Consider the following 19380-nt stretch of genomic DNA (forward strand, 5'->3'; position numbering starts at 1 on the left):
CGTCCCAGCCGTCAGCGGCGGACACCGTGGACGACGTAGTCGTCGAACAGCTGCCAGACGGTGCCCACCTCGGCGAACCCGGCGTTGCTGAGGGCGGACAGCTGGAAGTCCACCGACGTGGGTGGTGTGGCATCGCGTCCGGCAAAGCGTCGCTCCCGCTCGGGCAGGAGCGGGCCGGCCACAGGATGCTCACGAACCGCCGCCCACCACTGGTCCCACGGCCACGCACCGGCCTCGAACGCGGCCCGTTGCGTGGCCTCGTCGTGCCGGCCCGACCAGTCGCGGGCCACGGGGTGCCGGTCGTCGAAGCGGAAGTGGTCTCCGTTGAGCAGCACCCCGCCGGGGGCGATCAGGTCGTGCACCGTGCGGTAGAGCCGGACCAGCTGGTGCGGGAGCAGCCAGTGCAACGCGGTGGTCGAGACGACGGCGTCGAAGGGCTGGTGCCCTGCCGCATCCTGCAGCACCGGTACCCAGTCACCACTCAGGTCGACGTCGACGGTCGTGACCCGCTCACCGAACCGCGCGAGGTGCTCCTGTGCGAGCGCGAGCAACGCCGGGTCGAGGTCGACGGCCACGACGTGCGCATCGGGGAACCTGGTCAGCACCCGCTCGCTCGTCGAGCCGGGACCGCACGCGAGATCCAGCACACGCACCGGCTCATCGACGGCGAGCGCGATCACGTCGAGCATGACCTCGAACCGCGTCTCCCGCTGTGCGATGTAGGCGGACTGCTGACGCTCCCACTGCTGCACCAGGTCGGAGGTGCTCGGGCCTGGCCGCGCAGCCTCGGCCGTCACGAGACGAACCCCAGGTCCCGCAGGCCCTCCGCGAGCTGCTCGATGCCGTCGACGTTGCGCACCGACGGGTCCATCGTCGTGCCGTCCAGGACGATGAACCGCTTCTCCTTGACGGCCGTCATCTCCCGGGCGGCGGGATCGGACTCGAGGAAGTCGATCTTGGCCTGCGCGCTGTCGCCGTCGTCGCCGCGATCGAGGTCGGCGAGGACGAGCACGTCCGGGTCGGCGTCGACGATCGACTCCCAGCCGATCTCCGGCCACAGCTGCCGCTCGGCCTCGAAGGCGTTGGTCGCACCGACGGCTCGCGTCATCAGGCCGGGCGCACCGCAGCAGCCGGCCATGAACGGCGCCTTGGTCGACGCGTACCACCAGGCGAGCTCGACGTCCTGCACGCCGAGGTCCTGCGAGACCTCCTCGGCACGCGACGACAGCTCCTCGACGAGCACCTCGCCCCGCTCCTGGACACCGAAGAGGGTGGCAATGTCACCGATCTCGTCGTACATGTCGTCCAGGGTCAGCTCATCGGTCTGCTCGGCGTCCTGCCCGCCGCACTCGCTCGGCGACTGGTAGGTCGCGACGCCCACGTCCTCGAACGCTTCGCGGTTCGCGATGCCCTCCGGCGTGAAGGTGTAGGCGAACGTCGCGTAGATGAGGTCCGGCTCGAGGTCGAGGACCGACTCGAGGGACGCGAACTCGTCGTCGAGCGCGTCCACCTCGTCGGCCGCGTCCTGCAGGTGCGCCATGAAGCCTTCGTCACTCACGCCGTAGGCGACCATCCTGTCCTGCAGATCGAGGCTCAGCAGCATCTCGGTGGCGGGCTGGTTGATGGCGACGGCACGCTCGATCGGCGCGTCGATGGTGACGTCGCGATCACAGTTCTCGACGCTGGCCGCCGCGGCGTCCGCCTCGTCGTCCGTCGGTCCACCGCATGCGGTGAGGACGAGGGTGGCGCAGGCCGCCATCGCAAGGGCTGGGGTTCGGAAGGGAGCCATCGGGCCTCCTGGGTCCGGGGGCTCCGTGCGCGAGAGCCCCTCATCGGGTGTCGTGGCCCCGGGCGGGGTCACGGCCAGCAGGTCTTCGGACTCGGGGTCGTACTCGGCGGACCGCCTTCCCGGGAGTGCTCCCAGTGGCAGATGGCCCGCCTCGTCGCCCACACCGCTGCGCGTCAGTCCCGGACTCTCACCGGGTTCCCTGACCCTCCACGAGGGTGACTGGCACGGGCAATGTAGCAACCCGCCGCCCCGGGTGTCCTCCGGTGGGCGCTACCGTGCACATGCCAGTCAAGGGAATCCGGTGAGAAGCCGGAGCTGACGCGCAGCGGTGTGGACAGCGGGACGAGCAGACGCCACTGGACCTTCGGGTTCCGGGAAGGTGCTCGCCCCGGGGAGTCCGAGCCCGAAGACCTGCTGGCACGCCTCGTCAGCCGACGCGGCGACGTCACCCGGGTCTCGCGCACGGACCCCTGATGCGAAGGACGCCCGACATGTCCCGTCCCCTCCCCTCCCTGGCCGCGACCGCCCTGGCCTGCGGCCTGCTCGCCGCGTGCGGCGGATCCTCATCCGCCGACCACACGAACGACGCCGCCGGCGACGGCTGGCCCGTCACGCTCGACAACTGCGACCGCAAGGTCGACGTGCAGGCCGAGCCTGAGCGCATCGTCTCCCTCAACCAGGGTTCCACGGAGATCCTGCTCTCCCTCGGCCTCGCCGACCGGATGGTCGGTACCGCCGGGTGGACCGACCCGATCCTCCCGTCGCTGGAGGCCGAGAACGACACGGTCGAGCGGCTGGCCGACCAGGCGCCCTCCTACGAGGACCTGCTGGCCACCGAACCGGACCTCGTGACCGCCTCGTTCACCGGGACGCTCGGCCCTGGCGGCGTCACGACGTTCGAGCAGCTCGAGGAGCTCGGCGTCCCCTCCTACCTCTCGGCCGCCGAGTGTGGCAAGACCGAGGCAGGCAACACCGACGGTGCCCGCGACGGAACGCTGGAGGTCGAGGCGATCTTCACCGAGGTGAGCGACCTCGCCACGCTCACCGGCGAGCGGGCCAGGGGCGAGGAGGTCGTCGCCGAGCTGCAGGACCGCTTCGACACCGCGGACGAGACCGACGCTGAGGGCATCTCGGCGCTCTACTGGTTCGCCAACGCCGAGTCGCCCTACATGGCCGGCTGCTGCGGCGGCCCCGGCATCGTCAACCGGGCCCTCGGCTTGGAGAACGTCTTCGACGACACGCAGGACGAGTGGCCGCAGATCGGCTGGGAGACCGTCGCCGACCGCGACCCCGACGTCATCGTCCTCGGTGACCTGACCCGCAAGAGTCAGACCGCCGAGACGGCCGAGGCCAAGATCGACTTCCTGGAGTCCAACCCGGCCACGCGCGAGATGACCGCCGTCAGGCAGAAGCGCTACATCGCACTCGCGGGCGCCGAGCTCAACCCCTCCATCCGCATCGTCGACGCCGTCGAGAAGGTGGCCGACGGCCTGCGCGATCTCGGGCTCGTCGACTGACCATGACACGCACCAGGTCCGGGATCGCCGGCTGGAGGAGCCCGGTGGTCATCTGGCCGGCCGGGCTCGTGCTGCTGACGACCTCGATCGCCGTCGCCACGACGATCGGACCGTCCGACCTCGGACCGTCTGACGCGCTCTCCGTCATCGTGGACCGGCTCGGCGGACCCGACTCCGGACTGACCCGCATCGCCGAGAGCATCATCTGGGACCTGCGGCTGCCCCGAGCCGTGCTGGCCGCCGTGTGCGGGGCGGGGCTCGCACTGTGCGGTGTGGTGCTGCAGTCCCTGCTGCGCAACCCTCTGGCCGATCCGTTCGTCTTGGGCGTCTCCTCCGGCGCCTCCACCGGGGCGGTCATGATCGTCGTGCTGGGGGTCGGTGCCGGTTCCGTGGGACTGGCGTCGGGCGCCTTCCTCGGCGCACTGTTCGCCTTCGGGCTGGTGCTGCTGCTCGGGATGGTGGCCGGCGGGACGACGGAGCGCATGATCCTCGCCGGCATCGCCGCCACGCAGCTGTTCTCCGCCCTGACGTCCTTCATCGTCTTCGTCGCCGCCGACGCCGAGCAGACCCGCGGGGTCCTGTTCTGGTTGCTGGGCTCGCTCAGCAACTCCTCGTGGCGCGACGTCGCGGCCGTCGGCGCGGTGGTGCTCATCGGCACCGTCGCGTGCCTGCTGACGGCCGGCAGCCTCGATGCCTTCATGTTCGGCGAGGACTCCGCGAGGGCACTCGGGGTGTCGGTGCTGCGGGTGCGCATCGCACTGCTCGTGGTGACGGCGCTGGTCACCGCCGTCATCGTCTCGACGTCCGGCGCCATCGGGTTCGTCGGCCTCGTCCTGCCGCACGCGGCACGAGCGATCGTGGGCACACGGCACGGCATGCTGGTGCCCACCGCCACCCTGCTCGGCGCCATCTTCCTGGTCTGGGTGGACACCGCCGCCCGCACCATGATCGCGCCGCAGGAGCTGCCCGTCGGCGTCGCGACGGCCCTCGTGGGCGTCCCGGCCTTCGTGGTCATCCTGCTGCGGCGAGGACGGAGAACCTGATGACCATCCGCGCGGAGCGGGTCTCGTGGCAGGCAGGCGGCCAGCCGATCGTCGACGGCGTGGAGCTGGAGGTCAGGCCTGGTTCGACCGTGGGCCTCCTGGGACCCAACGGATCGGGCAAGTCCTCCCTGCTTCGGCTGCTGGCCGGGGTGCGGTCCACCTCCTCCGGCGTCGTGCGCCTGGGTGAGCAGGACGTGGCCCGGCTCTCGCGACGCTCGGTCGCGCGCCGGCTCGCCGTCGTGGACCAGGAGGTCACGGCCGACACCGAGCCGAGCGTCCGCGACGTCATCGGCCTGGGCCGGCTCCCTCATCGACCGTCCTGGTCGCCGATGTCTGCCGAGGACCGTGACGTCGTGGAACGCTCAGCGACGACCACCCGCACGCAGCACCTCCTGGACCGCAGGTACTCGACCCTCTCCGGCGGCGAGCGGCAGCGGGTGCAGATCGCCCGCGCGCTGGCCCAGGAGCCCACCGAGCTGCTGCTCGACGAGCCCACCAACCACCTCGACGTCCGTCACCAGCTGGAGCTGCTGGAGCTCGTCGCCTCCGCCGACACCACGACCGTGATGGCCCTGCACGACCTCAACCTCGCCGCCGCCCACTGCGACGTCGTGGTGGTGCTCCACGAAGGCCGGGTGCGGGCCACGGGCCCTCCTGCCGACGTGATCGAGCCCTCGCTCATCGCCGAGGTCTACGACGTGGAGGCCACCGTCACCATCGAGGCCGGCACGACCCACGTGCGGTACGTGAGACCGCTCTGAGTAGGGTCACTGCAGCCATGATCAGACGACCGGGCGACGCGACCGCGGCCCCGGGATCCTCCAGGGAGACACCATGAACGTTCGCAAGCCCACCGCTGCCGCCGCTGCCGCCGTGGTCATGAGCCTCGGACTGACCGCCTGCGGTGGCGGCCAGTCCACCGAGGAGGCGTGCAAGATCGCCAACGAGGACGCCAACGAGGCCACCTCCCAGCTCAGCTCGATCTCGCCCCAGGACCCCGAGGGCAGCGCCAGCACCATCAGCGAGCTGCAGGGCACGCTCGACGCGACCGCCGACGAGCTGGAGAACGAGGAGGTCCAGACCGAGGTCAAGAACCTCGCGGACCAGTTCGGCGAGCTCTCCGGCCTGCTCGGTGAGCTCCAGGAGGCCGGAGAGGACCCGTCGGCCCTGCAGGAGGTCAGCGGCAAGCTCACCGACCTGTCGTCGGGCATCATGGATCAGGCCCGCACGCTCAACGATCTCTGCAGCGCCTGATCAACCGCTGAGGCACTCACGATGATGACGATGGGCGGCGACGGCTACCCATCGTCATCATCGTGCGCCCACCCCGGGAACGACGCCAGCCGTGCGGACCACCAGTGTGAATCGTCCAGGCGTGGGCTAACGTCCACCGCGTGACCGACCGCCATCGCCCCGACCGCTGCCCCGGTGTCCTGCGGCCATGGATCGCTGATGACGGCGCCCTCGTGCGGCTGCGGCTCGTCGGCGGAGCCCTGACGACGCAGCAGCTGGCCGACCTCATGCTCATCTCGGGCCGGTTCGGCGACGGGGAGGTCCACCTCACCCGACGCGCCAACCTGCAGCTCCGCGGCATCGACCACACCGAGGGCGAGCCACCGCGCCTCTTCGTGGAGGCCGTCGCTGCCACGGGCCTGCTGCCGTCGCGCAGCCACGAGCTGGTGCGCAACATCATGGTCTCGTCGCTGACCGGCCGGCTCGGCGGCCACGTCGACCTGCGGCCCCTCGCCGAGCAGCTCGACGCCGGGCTCTGCGCCGACGAGGAGCTGGCCGGGCTCTCCGCACGGTTCCTGTTCGTCCTCGACGACGGCCACGGCGACCTGGTGGACCGTCCCCTGGACCTCGGCGTCATGGCGGTCGATGCGACGCACGGCCAGCTGCGCGTCGGGGAGCACTGGGGCGAGGTGCTTCCGCTCACCGCGGTCCCGGACGCCCTGCTCGACCTCGCCCGGCGCTTTAGCCACCTGCGCGAGCGGGAGGGCAACGGCGCGTGGCACGTCGCCGAGCTGCCCGAGGCGGGTGGGTCGATGCTGTCGGTCCACCATGCCCGGGACCTGCGCACCCAGGTGCATGCCCTGCCCGTTCCGCACGACACGCTGACCCAGGACGACGGCCGCGCCGTCCGGCACGTCGACATCCCCGAGGGCCGTCTCACCCACGACCTCGCCACACGCGTTCTCGCCCTGGCGGGACGCGACATCATCGTCACCCCGTGGCGCAGCCTCCTGCTGCCCGATCTGGAGAACCCATGAGTCCCCTGCCCAGCCAGGGTGCCCCGTCCGGCGCCCTCGCACCTCCGCCACGTCGCTACGCCTACGAGGCCGTCGGGGCGGCCATCTATGACGACTCCTTCGCCACCATCCGGCGTGAGGCCGACCTCTCCGGCGTGCCGACGTCAGCGGAGAAGGTCGCGGTGCGGATGATCCACGGCACGGGCCAGACCGACCTTGCCGAGGACCTCATCATCCACCCGGACCTCGTACCCGCTGCCCGTGCTGCGCTGCAGGCGGGGGCGCCGATCCTGACCGACGCGCACATGGTGGCCTCCGGGGTCACCCGCGCCCGTCTTCCGCAGGACAACGACGTCGTGTGTCTGCTGCGCGACCCCCGCGTACCCGACCTGGCCCGCGAGTGGCAGACCACCCGGTCGGCCGCCGCCGTCTCACTGTGGACGGACCGGATGGATGGTGCCGTCGTCGCCATCGGCAACGCCCCCACCGCCCTGTTCCACCTGCTGGAGATGCTCATCGACGGCGCACCGCCTCCGGCGGCGATCGTGGGGGTGCCCGTGGGTTTCATCGGAGCGGCGGAGTCCAAGCAGGCCCTGGCCGCGTTCGCCGACGAGCACGGCGTCGACGTGCCGTTCGTGACCGTGCGCGGTCGTCGTGGCGGCTCGGCCATGGCCGCGTCGGCGCTCAACGCCCTGGCCCAGGAGCGCGAGTGAGCGCCGACGACACCCAGGACGACAGCCCCCGGACCGGCCGGCTCTGGGGTGTCGGGGTCGGCCCCGGCGATCCCGAGCTCATCACCCGCAAGGCGGCACGGCTGATCGAGCAGGCCGACGTCCTCGCCTACCACCAGGGGGTCGGCAAGCGCTCCAACGCGCGGCGCATCGCCGACGACCTGGTGCCCGAGGGTGTGCACGAGGAGGTCCTGCAGTACCCGGTGACCACGGGAACCACCGACCACCCGGGCGGGTACGCCGGGGCCATGGCCGACTTCTACGCCGAGTGCACGGACCGCTTGGCCGCCCACCTGTCCGCTGGCCGCGACGTCGTGGTGCTGGCTGAGGGTGACCCGCTGCTGTTCGGCTCGTACATGTACCTGCACGACCGTCTCGCAGACCGGTTCGAGGCGGAGGTCGTGCCGGGCGTGCCCGCGCTCGCCGCCGCCACGGCCACGGCCGGGCTGCCGCTGGTGCGCCAGAGCGACGTGCTCACCGTTCTGCCGGGCACGCTCCCGGAGCCGGAGCTCGCACGGCGGCTGGCCGACACCGACGGTGCCGTGATCATGAAGCTCGGCCGCACCTTCCCGGCGGTCCGCAGCGCCTTGGAGCAGGCCGGACGGCTCGAGGACGCCGTGTACGTGGAGCGGGCCTCGATGAGCGAGGAGCGCTGGCTCCCCGTGGCCGACGTCGATCCGCAGACGGTGCCGTACTTCTCGATCATCGTGGTCCCGGGCGACGGCGTCGGCACGCGCTACGACGCGGCCGGTGCCGCCGGCCCCGACGGCACCGACACCCACGACTCCCGTTTCCCCGACTCCGCTGGTCGAGTAGACGGACGAGCTCTGCGAGGAAGTCATATCGAGACCATTCCTGACCCCTCGACGAGTGAGCTGCTGGTCGTCGGCCTGGGACCGGGTCCGGACCACTGGCTCACGCCGGAGGTCACCAAGGCCCTGGCCGGCGTCGACCATGTCGTCGGCTACGGGCCGTACGTGGAGCGGGTTCCCCAGCGGGCCGGACTGACACGCCACGCTTCCGGGAACACGGTGGAGGTGGACCGGGCGCGCCTGGCGCTGGAGCTGGCGGCATCGGGTGAGCGGGTGGCGGTGGTCTCCGGCGGTGATGCCGGGGTGTTCGGCATGGCGTCGGCGGTGTTCGAGGCAGCCGACTCCCCGGACCTCGCGCACGTTCCCATCCGGGTGCTGCCGGGCCTGTCGGCGGTGCAGGCGGTGGCGGCCCGCGCGGGAGCTCCGGTGGGCGCGGACTTCGCGGTGCTGAGCCTCTCGGACCGGCTCAAGCCGTGGGCAGTGGTGGAGCGACGCCTTCGTGCGATCGCCGAGGCCGACCTCGTGCTCGCCGTCTACAACCCCCGTTCGCGCTCGCGCACCACCCAGGTGGCCGACATGCAACGCATCCTGCTGGAGCACAAGTCGCCGCAGACTCCGGTGGTCGTCGGACGCGACGTCGGACGCGACCGGGAGTCCCTCACCGTCACGACGTTGGCCGAGCTGGACCCGGAGTCGATCGACATGTCGTGCCTGCTCATCGTCGGCGCGTCGTCGACCCGCGTCACCGCCGCCGGTCAGGTCTGGAGCCCGCGCTACGTCGACTGACTGACGTCGATCGGACCCCTGCGAGCACGACCTACGCCGAGCTCGCCACTCGTCTCACCGCTGCAGGGAGCTGCGGGTGGTCGGCCAGGAAGGCGTCCCGTCTGGCGGGGTCGCGGCGGCCGACCTCGCGCAGGGCGACTGCGACGTTGTTGAGGACGAGGCGCTCGGGGTCACTGGCCAGCAGGTCGGCGATGTGCAGTGCGTCGTCCAGCTCTTGGGCGCGGACCAGCCAGAAGCATGCGGTGATGGCGCTGCGACGCCGCATCGGGTCCGGCGACGCAGCGAGCTCCTGGAGGACGGATCGGTCGGTCTCACCCAGCAACCAGCCGCCGAGCACCCGGGGTGCTGCCCGGTCCACGAAGTCCCACAGGTCGAGGCGGTCATGATGCTCGAGGTAGGACGCGGCCCAGGCCCGACGCTCGTCCTGCGTCGCCCGACGGCTCCGCGCCTTGGCGTCCAGGATGCTCACCCCCACCAGCCGCGCCTCGTACCAGGGCTGCTCCAGCAGCGCCTCGACGTCGTCGAGATCAGCCGTGACATGTCGCGAGGCGAGGTCGAAGACGTCGCGCATGCGAACCCCGATCACGAGGTCCGGGTCACCGACCCGCTTGAGGACCTTGGCGTGCTCGGCCGGCGTGGCCATCGATCGCAGCTCCGCGACCACGTCGTGGACGAGGCTCACGTCGGCGGCATCCAGGCCGGGTCGCGGCCGATGAACCCGATCAGCCGGTCCTGCACCGGGGCGTCGTCGGGAACCGGCACCGCCGGGCCGAACTGGCCCGAGCCGCGCAGGATCTCCTCCATCGGTCCCATGCCTTCCAGCAGCTCGGTGCAGACGTCGGGGTCGAGCCGGTCGTCCTGGCCGGTGGCACGGGCCAGGTCCCACGTGTGCATGAAGACGTCGGAGGTGTAGAAGCGGTCGATGGCCTGCTCCAGCGGCAACGTCCCGATCTGCGGATGGGTGAAGTCCTCGCTGGCGCGTGGAGCATCGAGCAGGGTCTGCACGCGCTCGGCGTGCTCGCGCCAGGCCGCAGCCGGGTCGTCGCGGGCCGATGTGTGCTGCTCGAGGTCCACTCCGCCACCGGCCATGAACCCAGCGAGCCACTCGATGAGGTGCGCCACGACGTCGCGCGCGCTCCAGCCCGCGACCGGAGCCGGGACCTCCCAGTCACGCACCCCGTCGACACGCGCCGTGAAGTCCCGGGCCACGGTCCGGTGGCGCTCAGACGGCGTCATGACCCTCTGCCCGCGGCCCGGCAACCTCGCCGCCGCGCAGCAGCTCGTCGAGCTTGGCGTAGCCGTCGTTGACGCCGACCTCCATGCCGCTGTCGCGCAGCCAGGCGTCGCGGGCCTCGAAGGAGTCGACCAGGGAGGTGGCGTGCAGACGCGTCCGACCGTCCCCAAGATCGGTGAATCGCACGGTCTCCAGCGAGACCGCCTCGGGCATGCCCTCCCACGTGAACGTCTGGACGATGACGTCGTCACCGATCCGGTGGAAGCAGCCGCGGAAGCCGTGCTCCTCGCCCCCCGCGACGGCGACGTAGCGCCAGCTGCCGCCGTCACGGACGTCCCACGTATCGATGCGGGTCTCCAGGCCCTCCGGTCCGACCCAGCGGGCGAAGAGCTCGGGGTCGGTGTGGGCGCGCAGGAGCTGGGCCGGCGTCGCGGCGAAGTCGCGCGTGATGTGGATGGCGGGCACGGTCTCGTCGGCCGTGATCGTGGCCTCGGTGGTGTTGGTGGTCATGATGCGGTTCCTTCCTGTGATGTATCGATCTCGAGGCCGTCCGGCCCTGCCGGACTCTCCAGACCTGTGTCCTGGCGCGCCATCTCCTCCAAGACTGCGTCGAGGCGCTGGTAGCGCTGCTCTGCTTGGCGACGGTAGCGCTCGATCCACTGGTCCATGAGGTCGAAGACCTCCGCCTCCAGGTGGACCGGACGCGTCTGGGCCTTGCGGCCGCGGGTGACGAGCCCGGCGTCCTCCAGCACTCGCAGATGCTTGGAGACAGCCTGGACGCTGACGTCGTAGGGCTCGGCGAGCTCGCCGACGGTGGCGTCGGAGGTGGTGAGTCTGGCCACCATGTCGCGTCGCGTCGGGTCGGCGAGGGCGGCAAAGACTCGGGAGAGCTGGTCGGTCATCGAGATCCTTCCTCAACCAATTGGTTGAACACATCCATGGTGGAACGACACGGCCCCGTTGTCAACCACTTGGTTGACAACGGGGCCGCGGGCAGAAGAAGGCGCTGAGGCAGACCTGCGACCGTCAGACGCTGACGGACTCCTTCTCCCGTTGCGGCTGGTCCAGCCCTGCGGTGCGCGCCGCGAGCGACTCGCCCTCGATGTCGAGGTTGGGCAGGAGGCGATCCAGCCAGCGCGGCAGCCACCACATGTGCCGCCCCACGAGGGCCATGAACGCCGGCACGAGCGTCATCCGTACCAGGAAGGCGTCGGCCAGGACACCCACCGCCAGACCGAAGCCGATGGATTTGACGATCGCGTCGTCACCGAGCGCGAAGCTGCCGAAGACGCCGATCATGATCGCCGCCGCGGCCGTGACCACTCGGGCGCCGTGCTGGAAGCCGTGCACCACCGCATCGGTGGCCTCGGCGCCGTGCACGAACTCCTCCCGCATGCGGGAGACGAGGAAGACCTCGTAGTCCATCGCCAGGCCGAACAGGATGCCGGTCAGCAGCAGCGGCAGCATGAACAGCACCGGGCCGGGCTTGTCCACGCCGATGAGCTCGGCCAGCCAGCCCCACTGGAAGACCGCGACCGTCGCACCGAGCGCGACGCCCACCGACACCAGGAACCCGGCGACGGCCTTGAGCGGCACCAGCAGGGAACGGAACACGACGGTCAGCAGCACGAAGGCGAGTCCGACGACCACGGCGAGGTAGACCGGGAAGGCGTCGGCGAGCTCCTCGGAGATGTCCACGCCGAGCGCGGTCTGGCCGGTCACGAGCGCTTGCGCACCCGTCTCGTCCGGGAGGTCCGCGAGCGCGGCGCGGAGGTCGTCGACGAGGTCCTGGGTCTCTGCCGCCGACGGGCCGCTCTCGGGGATCACCGTCACGGCGGTGTACTGCGCCTGCTCGAGCTGGCCCTCGAAGGCCTGGACCGCCTCGGCCGGGCTGCCGGGCGGCGGGACCGGGGAGACGACGGCAGCGACGTCCTCGTCCACCGACTCCGCGATCTGCACGGCACGCTCGACGGCGCCCTGCGGGTCGTCGGACCCGGCGGTGTCGACGACGAGCATCAGCGGACCGTTGGTCCCGGCGCCAAACTCCTCGGCGATCAGGTCGTAGGCCTCCCGCGGGCCCGAGCCCTCGGCGGCGGTGCCGTCGTCGGGCAGCGCCAGCTGCATGGACGCCACGGGGACGGCGACGATCCCGGCCACGAGCAGTCCACCGACGAAGGTGACGGCCTTGCGCCTGGTGATGAGGTCCGCCCAGCGACGACCGTTCGTACGCACTCCCTCGGCCTCGGGGTCGCGGGCCTTGAGGAACGGCAGGCGGCCGGCGGCCACGCGGTGTCCCGCGAAGCCGAACAGCGCCGGAAGCATCGTGAGCGCGATGAGAACGGCGATACCCACCGTGGCAGCGGCGGCCAGCCCCATCTCGGTGAGGAAGGAGATCCCCACCACGGACAGTCCGGACAGGGCGATGATGACGGTCAGGCCGGCGAAGACCACCGCGGAGCCAGCCGTGCCGACGGCGCGCCCCGCAGCCTCCTCGTAGGAGCGCCCCGTGGCCACCTCGTGCCGGTAGCGCGAGACGATGAACAAGGCGTAGTCGATGCCCACCGCCAGGCCCAGCATCGTGGCGAGGATCGGGGTGGTCGAGCCCAGGTCCACGAAGCCGGTCAGCGTCGTGATGCCGCTGATCCCGATGCCCACGCCGACGAGCGCCGTCAGCAACGGCATCCCAGCCGCGAGCAACGAGCCGAACGTCAGCAGCAGCACGACGATCGCCACCCCGATGCCGATGAGCTCGGCCGCCCCGGTGTGCGGGATCTCCTGCAGGGCATCACCGCCGATGTGCACCTGGAGCCCGGCGTCCTGCGCCGCCTCCGGCGCGGACTCCAGTGCCTCGCGGTCGGCCTCGGTCAGCTCGATGGACATCCGGTCGTAGGCGACGGTGGCGTACGCGGTACGGCCGTCCTCGGTGACGGTGCCCGTCTCGAAGGGGTTGCTGGCCTCCAGGACGTGGCCGGTTCGCGCCGCGGCGAGGGTGTCCAGCACCAGCTGCTGGTTCTCGGGGTCGGCCAGGGTCTCGCCCTCGGGCGCCTGGAACGCGATCCGGGCCGTCGCGCCGTCGGGGGCGGCGTCGGGTGTGCGTTCCTCGATGAGGTCGAAGGCCTGGGTGGACTCGATGCCCGGGAGCTCGAACTGGTCCGAGGTCTGCCCGGACAGAGTTGCCGCGCCCGTGCCGGCGAGCACGAGCAGCAGGACCCAGCCCACGAGGACGGTGCCCCGACGCCGGAAGGACCAGCGGCCGAGTCGGTAGAGGTGCCACGCCATGGGGAGTCTCCTAGGGGTATGGGGGCGAAGAGTCGTGAGGACAGTCAGCGAGCGCCGAGGGCCGGCAGGATGACGGCGTCCAGGTAGGCGAGCAGGTCGTCATCACCCGGCTCGACGTCGTGGACGACGTGGTGCAGCAGGAACGGCGCCATGAAGGCGACCGCAGCATGCTGCAGGGCCTCCGGGTCGTCGGGGACCTCTCCCCGCTCCACGGCGTGGCCGACCACGATGCCGAGATCGCGCACGAACGCATCGATGATGTCCGTGCGGACGGCCTCGGCGAGCTCCGGGTCGGTCTTGAGCGCCGGGAGCAGGGAGGTGATGAGGTCCGGCGGGATGGCGCTCTCGTCCGGACGCGGCTTCTGAAGGACCATCGCGTGCAGGTCGCCCTGCAGCGATCCGGTGTCGGGCAGCTCGGCGGCCGCGCCGGCACAGCAGGTGATGGCCTCGACCACGAGCCGGGCCTTGCTGCCCCACTGGCGGTAGAGGGTCGCCTTGCTGCTGTGGGTCCGTTCGGCCACCTGATCCATCGTCACCTTGTCGTAGCCCCGGTCGGCCACGAGCTCGAGCACGCCGCAGAACAGCTCGATGCGGCGGTCGTCGGTGAGGCGGGTCATGCGGATCTCCAGTGAACGAAACGGTTTCGTTTCGATGCTAGGCGGCGGTGTCGCGCCCTCCAAGGCCTGAGCGCGTGACGTGCAGCACGTCCACGGCTGCCGTCAGCGACAATGGGGACATGCCCGAGGACGTCGACCCGCTGCTCACCGGACGGGCCGGTCTGTCCTACGCCGAGCTCGACGCGGCGGCACACCGCCTGCACGACCTGCTCACCCACGTCGCCGAGCGCCAGATCGACCGGCCGCTGCTGCACGAGTTCGACATCGACGTCGCCACCGACGCGTCGCACACGCTCACCCCTCCCGCCGGTTATCGCCGGCCCGCCGCCGGCGCCATCACCACGACGCTGGACGTCACCTCGCGCTCCGTCCCGGCAGCGAGCACCCATGTGCGCGTCACGGTGTGGCCTGCGCTGGGCGGCGCCGACGTCGTCGACCTGCTCGTCGAGCGCCGGGACGAGCTCCGGCGGGGGCGCCGGGCCACGGGCGGCAACGAGCCCGAGCAGGGGCGCCGGGCCACCGGCGACGAATACACCCTGGAAGTCCGCCTCGACGAGATCCACCCCGAGGTCACCGAGGGCCTGCGCGGCCGGGTGAACGACTTCGTCGCCCGGCAGGTGGCCCTGGTCGTCAGCGGCCTCAACGTCACGATGCAGCGGCACATCGGCCGTCCCGACTGACCCTGTCGGTCCGCGGTCGCGGGCCCCCGGCCGCGGCCCACGTGACGCTCCTGTCAGGATCAAGCGGTGAGCACGACCGACGCCGTCATCGCCCTGCTGGCCGGGCTGTGGGGCGGGACGATCAACACGGTCGTCGGCTCCGGGACCCTCGTGTCCTTCCCGGTCCTGCTCGGCCTCGGCCTGCCGCCGGTGGTGGCCAACGTGACCAACACCGTCGGACTGTTCCCCGGTTCCCTCGCGGGAGCCTGGGGGTACCGCCGCGAGCTCAAGGGGCAGGGACGACGCATCGCCGTGCTGAGCGGCTTCACGATCGCCGGCTCGATCGGCGGCGCGGCCCTGCTGCTCACGCTCCCGCCCGATGCCTTCGAGCGCGTCGTGCCGTGGCTCATCGCACTGGCACTCGTCCTGGTGGTCGGCGGTCCACGCTTCACCGCCATGCTCCGCAACACCCGGTACGCGCCCACGGGGCGCACCACGGTCGGCGTCGTGGCGGTCGCCGCCCTCTGCGCCGTCTACGGCGGCTACTTCGGCGCGGCACAGGGCGTGCTCATGATGGGCTTCATGGGCATGCTGCTGGCCGAGGACCTGCAGCGGCTCAATGCCCTGAAGAACGTCCTCACCGGCCTGACGAACCTCGTCGCGGCCGCCGTCTTCGCCGTCGTCGCCGACGTCCAGTGGGGCCTGGCGGCCATGGTGGCTGCCGGCGCGATCATGGGCGGCCTGCTGGGTGCACGCATCGGTCGACGTCTCCCCCCGGCCGTGCTGCGCGGTGTCATCGTCGTGGTCGGCGCCGCGGCCATGGTCTCGCTGCTGCGGTAGGGAGCGCTGGCTCCCCGGCCACCGCCGGGACAGCCTAGCGTCAGCCAGAGCCAGCTCTAGGACGCCGCCTCGGAGTGAAGTCGAGCGAGCACAGCGCGACGTTCTTCACGATCACGCGCGCTCACCTCCGGCACAGCGGACAGCAGGCGCTGCGTGTACGCCATGCGTGGTCGCTCCAGTACAGCATCGGCAGCGCCCTCCTCGACGACCTCCCCGTGATAGAGCACGCTGACCCGATCAGCGACTTGTCGCACGACGCCCAGGTCATGGGTGATGAAGACGAAGGCCAGTCCGCGTTCAGCCTGGATGTCCTTCATCAGGTTGAGCACCTGTGCCTGCGTAGAGACGTCGAGAGCCGACACAGCCTCATCCGCGACGACGACAGCCGGATCGGCGGCCAGCGCCCGAGCAATCGCGATCCTTTGCCGCTGACCTCCCGAGAACTCGTGCGGATACCGGTGCAGGGCGCTCGCGGGCAACCCGACAAGATCGAGCAGCGCGAGCACCCGCCGGTCGAGATCCGCGCCTTTGAGCCCCTCGTGGATCATCAGAGGCTCACCGATGGTGAACACCACCATCTTCATGGGGTCGAGGGAAGCGAAGGGATCCTGAAAGACCATCTGCAGGTGGCGACGTCGAGCCCGAAGACCTCTCGGACGCAACTTCGTCCATTCCTCACCGAGAACCCTGACCGATCCTGCGTCCGGTCGCTCGAGAAGCGTCAGTAGGCGCGCCGTCGTCGACTTGCCGGATCCCGACTCACCGACCAGCGCAAGCGTCTCGCCTCGCCACAACTTCAGCGATACGTTGCACACAGCGTGCACGGCCCTCGTGCCCGGTCGCCGGAGCCCCTTTCTCGCGAGGAACGTCTTGTCGAGTCCGGTAGCCTCAAGAACCAAATCCTGGTCGTGGTTCATCTCATCCTCACTTCACTCCGTCCAGCTCGAGCTCGCGTACGCGGACGCATCGTGCGACACGCATGTCACCGACCGTGACGAGCGGCACAGACACAGCGCAGCACTCCTCAGCGAACGGACACCTGGGAGCGAAACGGCAGCCCGACGGCATCTCGTGTAACAGGGGCACGCGGCCCGCAATGGCGTTGAGCCGGCTCGTTCGACGGCGGGTCGATGGAACCGAGGCCAACAACCCCGCGGTGTACGGGTGTCGAGGAGACTCAATCAGCTCATTGGTACCACCTGCCTCCACGACCTGACCGGCGTACATGACGGCGAGGTCATCTGCATACTCGGCGATCAGTCCCATGTCATGCGTGACGATCAGAACTGCCATGCCGTCATCAGCGAGCTCCCGCAGGAGACGCATGATCTGGGCCTGAACCGTGACATCAAGTGCTGTCGTGGGTTCGTCCGCGATCAACACCTCTGGTCCACAGCTGATCGCCATCGCTATCAAGACGCGTTGGAGCATACCCCCAGACATCTCGAAGGGATACGAGCTGGACGAAGCAACAGGATTCGGGAGGCCGACTCGCTCAAGCAGTTCAATCGCCCGGCGCCGCGCCTTCCTACGACCAAGCTGTGTGTGCGCCCGGATGACCTCGCTGATGCTCGCCCCGACCGGCATCATGGGGTCCAGACTGGTCATCGGTTCCTGGAAGATCATCGAGATTCGATCCCCCAAGGTGCTCCGCAAGCGTTTGCCACGCATGCTCAGCAGGTCGGTGTCGCCCAACCGTGCGGTGCCACGCTCGACACGCAACGTCCTGCGGTCCAACAGTCCCATCACCGACAGCGCGGTTACGGTCTTGCCCGAGCCAGACTCTCCAGCGAGCCCGGTGATCTTCCCACGGTTCAGTCTCAACGATGCCTCACGTACCACCTCGAATCGGCCACGCTCCGTCGCGGCTGACACGGTGAGGTCCTCCACGACCAACGCCGGATCGACCTCCTGATGGTCGAGCCCCCATACCAACTCTTCACTTCCCACGCCGAATCTCCCTTCCCAGCGAGTCGCGCATACCGTCCCCCAGGAACTGCAGCGAGAGGATCAACAGCGTGATCGCGGCTCCTGGCGCGAAGGAGAGCATGGGCTCCTCGCTGATGGCGTCGAACGATCGCCGCAGCACCACGCCCCACGACGCATTTGGCGGCTGCACACCAATTCCGAAGAAGGAGAGCCCCGCCTCGATGAGAACACCCAGGCCCAGCAGAACAGTGCACTGAACGATGAGCGACGGAGCAACATTGGGCACCACATGAGTACGGATGATCCGCAACGGCGATGCCCCCGCGGTGACTGCGGCATCGACGAACCTCGAAGAGGCAATGACCATCGTCTCGGCGCGTATCACCCGGAACAACCGCGGCGCGAAGAGCACGCCCACTGCGATCATGACGTTAACAGTCGACTGTCCGCGCACCGCAACGACGGCCATCGCAAGAATCAGACCAGGAATGGCGAACAAGGCATCGGCCAATCGCGAGCTGAGCCAGTCGAACCAGCCGCCGAAGTATCCCGCCAACAGTCCGATCGGCACACCGAGCACTAGACCGACCCCAACGGCGATGACGGGCGCCATCAACGTGATCCCCGTGCCGTCGATCAGTCGAGAGAGCACGTCTCGCCCGAGATCATCGGTACCGAACGGGTGGTTGCCGTGCGGTGGCAGGTTCCGCGACACCAAATCCTGCTGTCGCGGATCGTAGGGCGCCAACAGGTCGGACAAGAGTGCGATCAGCACAAAGACCGTCAAGACGGCGAGCGAAATCACTGCCAGCTTCTGCCTCACCAGCCGACCGGCGAACCTCCGCATCGGACTGGCCGTTGAGACCGCAGTCGGGACACCGTCATGCGGGCCGTCCGGCGTGGACGGGGGGCGTTGCGAACTCACGTCATGACTGCCTTCGGAGTCGTGGATTGATGAACACATAGGAAACGTCGACGAGGAGGTTCACCACAATGACCGCAGCGGCAACAAGAACAACCACACCTTGGATGACTGGCAAGTCTTGAGTCTGTACGCCGCGCAGCATCAACTCTCCGACTCCCGGCATGGCAAAGAGAATCTCGACGACGACAGCCGATCCGATGAGCCGCTCGACCTGTAGACCCGCCACCGTCGCGATCGGTACTCCGCTGTTGCGCAGCACGTGCCTCATCACGGCGAGGGGCGCCAGTCCCGTCGCGCGATTCGTTCGTACGAAGTCCTGAGCGCCGACCGTGATCACCGATGACCTCGTCTGCCGAGCAATGTCAGCGGCTGATGTCGACGCCACGGCCAGACCGGGCAACAACAGCGACTTGAGCCATGGCCCGACACCGGCGGACAAGGGGGTGTAACCCGTCGCATCGAACCACCCCAATTGGAGCGCGAAGAGCGAGATCAACAGCATGGCAAGCCAGAACGACGGGAGGGCGATGCCGAGCGTGGCGATGCCCGTGAGGGCGCGATCCACTAAAGTTCCGGGCCGCATCCCGGCGAGCAAACCGACCGGGACGCCCAACAGAACGGCAAGGAGCCACCCGACGACGACGATGGATGCAGTCACCCCGATTCGCTGGCCGATCAACTCCGCCACCGGAACGTTGTACTGGAACGACCGGCCGAAATCTCCGGTGACCGCAGCTGCGAGCCAGCCGCCGAACTGAGCCAGGAACGACTTGTCGAGCCCGAGTTCAGTACGGACTGCTGCAATGTCAGCAGTGGAGGCGCCGTCTCCGGCGATGGTTGTTGCTGGATCGCCCGGCATCAGGTAGACCAGCGCAAAGGTGCCGCACGCCACGATGATGATCACCGGTAGAGCCAGCGCCAACCGATGCAGTGCGTAGGTCACCACACCCGGACACCCCCGGGTGAGCCG

21 protein-coding genes and 2 riboswitches are annotated in these 19380 nt (G+C 69.7%); of the genes, 9 read left to right on the forward strand and 12 right to left on the reverse strand.

Annotation, left to right across the window (positions count from 1 at the left end):
• Nucleotides 1-11: 11 nt before the first annotated feature.
• Together ACEVFP_RS17545 and ACEVFP_RS17550 are read right to left on the reverse strand one after the other, a co-directional pair.
• Nucleotides 12-797 carry a class I SAM-dependent methyltransferase gene (locus tag ACEVFP_RS17545; RefSeq protein ID WP_375000738.1) on the reverse strand — a complete coding sequence of 262 codons (786 nt, stop codon included), beginning with the start codon at nucleotides 795-797 and terminating at the stop codon, nucleotides 12-14.
• A complete protein-coding gene (locus ACEVFP_RS17550) occupies nucleotides 794-1789 on the reverse strand; it encodes an ABC transporter substrate-binding protein (RefSeq protein WP_375000739.1) in 996 nt (331 codons plus the stop codon). Before ACEVFP_RS17550 ends, ACEVFP_RS17545 begins: the two co-directional genes overlap by 4 nt.
• Before the next feature lie 58 nt (nucleotides 1790-1847).
• Nucleotides 1848-2028, reverse strand: a riboswitch (cobalamin riboswitch).
• 29 nt (nucleotides 2029-2057) lie between these two features.
• Nucleotides 2058-2223: riboswitch (cobalamin riboswitch) on the forward strand.
• Nucleotides 2224-2280: 57 nt separating this feature from the next.
• Here ACEVFP_RS17550 and ACEVFP_RS17555 point away from each other — a divergent pair.
• The 7 genes from ACEVFP_RS17555 (at nucleotide 2281) to ACEVFP_RS17585 (ending at nucleotide 8927) form a co-directional block, all read left to right on the forward strand.
• Nucleotides 2281-3306, forward strand: coding sequence for an ABC transporter substrate-binding protein (locus tag ACEVFP_RS17555; RefSeq protein WP_375000740.1), 1026 nt, complete (start codon nucleotides 2281-2283; stop codon nucleotides 3304-3306).
• A gap of 2 nt (nucleotides 3307-3308) precedes the next feature.
• A complete protein-coding gene (locus ACEVFP_RS17560) occupies nucleotides 3309-4349 on the forward strand; it encodes a FecCD family ABC transporter permease (protein WP_375000741.1) in 1041 nt (346 codons plus the stop codon).
• On the forward strand, nucleotides 4349-5110 hold the full coding sequence (locus tag ACEVFP_RS17565) for an ABC transporter ATP-binding protein (protein ID WP_375000742.1): 762 nt from the start codon (nucleotides 4349-4351) through the stop codon (nucleotides 5108-5110). Before ACEVFP_RS17560 ends, ACEVFP_RS17565 begins: the two co-directional genes overlap by 1 nt.
• Before the next feature lie 73 nt (nucleotides 5111-5183).
• Complete coding sequence (locus ACEVFP_RS17570) at nucleotides 5184-5603, forward strand: hypothetical protein (protein WP_375000743.1); 420 nt, start codon at nucleotides 5184-5186, stop codon at nucleotides 5601-5603.
• 140 nt (nucleotides 5604-5743) lie between these two features.
• Nucleotides 5744-6619, forward strand: a complete 876-nt coding sequence (locus tag ACEVFP_RS17575) for a nitrite reductase (protein ID WP_375000744.1) — start codon at nucleotides 5744-5746, stop codon at nucleotides 6617-6619.
• On the forward strand, nucleotides 6616-7311 hold the full coding sequence (locus ACEVFP_RS17580; RefSeq protein WP_375000745.1) for a precorrin-8X methylmutase: 696 nt from the start codon (nucleotides 6616-6618) through the stop codon (nucleotides 7309-7311). The genes ACEVFP_RS17575 and ACEVFP_RS17580 overlap by 4 nt, the downstream gene beginning before the upstream one ends.
• On the forward strand, nucleotides 7308-8927 hold the full coding sequence (locus tag ACEVFP_RS17585) for a precorrin-2 C(20)-methyltransferase (protein ID WP_375000746.1): 1620 nt from the start codon (nucleotides 7308-7310) through the stop codon (nucleotides 8925-8927). The genes ACEVFP_RS17580 and ACEVFP_RS17585 overlap by 4 nt, the downstream gene beginning before the upstream one ends.
• A gap of 31 nt (nucleotides 8928-8958) precedes the next feature.
• On the opposite strand, the gene ACEVFP_RS17590 is transcribed toward ACEVFP_RS17585, so the two are convergent.
• From ACEVFP_RS17590 to ACEVFP_RS17615, 6 genes are all read right to left on the reverse strand, one after another.
• Entirely contained in the window at nucleotides 8959-9609 is a 651-nt protein-coding gene (locus ACEVFP_RS17590) for a DNA alkylation repair protein (RefSeq protein ID WP_375000747.1), read from the reverse strand.
• Nucleotides 9606-10163 carry a TIGR03086 family metal-binding protein gene (locus ACEVFP_RS17595; protein WP_375000748.1) on the reverse strand — a complete coding sequence of 186 codons (558 nt, stop codon included), beginning with the start codon at nucleotides 10161-10163 and terminating at the stop codon, nucleotides 9606-9608. The genes ACEVFP_RS17590 and ACEVFP_RS17595 overlap by 4 nt, the downstream gene beginning before the upstream one ends.
• Complete coding sequence (locus ACEVFP_RS17600; RefSeq protein ID WP_375000749.1) at nucleotides 10150-10671, reverse strand: SRPBCC domain-containing protein; 522 nt, start codon at nucleotides 10669-10671, stop codon at nucleotides 10150-10152. Before ACEVFP_RS17600 ends, ACEVFP_RS17595 begins: the two co-directional genes overlap by 14 nt.
• Nucleotides 10668-11063: an ArsR/SmtB family transcription factor gene (locus ACEVFP_RS17605; protein ID WP_375000750.1), complete on the reverse strand. Its 396-nt coding sequence runs from the start codon at nucleotides 11061-11063 to the stop codon at nucleotides 10668-10670. Before ACEVFP_RS17605 ends, ACEVFP_RS17600 begins: the two co-directional genes overlap by 4 nt.
• A gap of 124 nt (nucleotides 11064-11187) precedes the next feature.
• The gene (locus tag ACEVFP_RS17610; protein ID WP_375000751.1) at nucleotides 11188-13440 is read right to left on the reverse strand and encodes an MMPL family transporter; all 2253 of its coding nucleotides are present in this window, start codon (nucleotides 13438-13440) and stop codon (nucleotides 11188-11190) included.
• Between the two features lie 44 nt (nucleotides 13441-13484).
• On the reverse strand, nucleotides 13485-14057 hold the full coding sequence (locus ACEVFP_RS17615; protein ID WP_375000752.1) for a TetR/AcrR family transcriptional regulator: 573 nt from the start codon (nucleotides 14055-14057) through the stop codon (nucleotides 13485-13487).
• A 119-nt stretch (nucleotides 14058-14176) separates the two neighbouring features.
• Here ACEVFP_RS17615 and ACEVFP_RS17620 point away from each other — a divergent pair, with 119 nt between their 5' ends.
• Nucleotides 14177-14737, forward strand: coding sequence for a hypothetical protein (locus tag ACEVFP_RS17620; protein WP_375000753.1), 561 nt, complete (start codon nucleotides 14177-14179; stop codon nucleotides 14735-14737).
• Between the two features lie 66 nt (nucleotides 14738-14803).
• On the forward strand, nucleotides 14804-15556 hold the full coding sequence (locus ACEVFP_RS17625; RefSeq protein ID WP_375000754.1) for a sulfite exporter TauE/SafE family protein: 753 nt from the start codon (nucleotides 14804-14806) through the stop codon (nucleotides 15554-15556).
• 56 nt (nucleotides 15557-15612) lie between these two features.
• Here the strand turns inward: ACEVFP_RS17625 and ACEVFP_RS17630 are convergent, their stop codons facing one another.
• The 4 genes from ACEVFP_RS17630 to ACEVFP_RS17645 are packed head-to-tail and all read right to left on the reverse strand — an operon-like array spanning nucleotide 15613 to nucleotide 19356.
• Complete coding sequence (locus ACEVFP_RS17630) at nucleotides 15613-16473, reverse strand: ATP-binding cassette domain-containing protein (protein WP_375000755.1); 861 nt, start codon at nucleotides 16471-16473, stop codon at nucleotides 15613-15615.
• Nucleotides 16474-16480: 7 nt separating this feature from the next.
• Nucleotides 16481-17506: an ABC transporter ATP-binding protein gene (locus ACEVFP_RS17635; protein ID WP_375000756.1), complete on the reverse strand. Its 1026-nt coding sequence runs from the start codon at nucleotides 17504-17506 to the stop codon at nucleotides 16481-16483.
• The gene (locus tag ACEVFP_RS17640; RefSeq protein ID WP_375000757.1) at nucleotides 17496-18449 is read right to left on the reverse strand and encodes an ABC transporter permease; all 954 of its coding nucleotides are present in this window, start codon (nucleotides 18447-18449) and stop codon (nucleotides 17496-17498) included. Before ACEVFP_RS17640 ends, ACEVFP_RS17635 begins: the two co-directional genes overlap by 11 nt.
• Nucleotides 18412-19356 (reverse strand): ABC transporter permease, encoded by a 945-nt coding sequence (locus ACEVFP_RS17645; protein ID WP_375000758.1) that lies wholly within the window; start codon nucleotides 19354-19356, stop codon nucleotides 18412-18414. The genes ACEVFP_RS17640 and ACEVFP_RS17645 overlap by 38 nt, the downstream gene beginning before the upstream one ends.
• Nucleotides 19357-19380 lie beyond the last annotated feature (24 nt).

It is taken from the genome of Aeromicrobium sp. CTD01-1L150 (genome assembly GCF_041951745.1).
In the GTDB taxonomy this organism is placed as follows: domain Bacteria; phylum Actinomycetota; class Actinomycetes; order Propionibacteriales; family Nocardioidaceae; genus Aeromicrobium.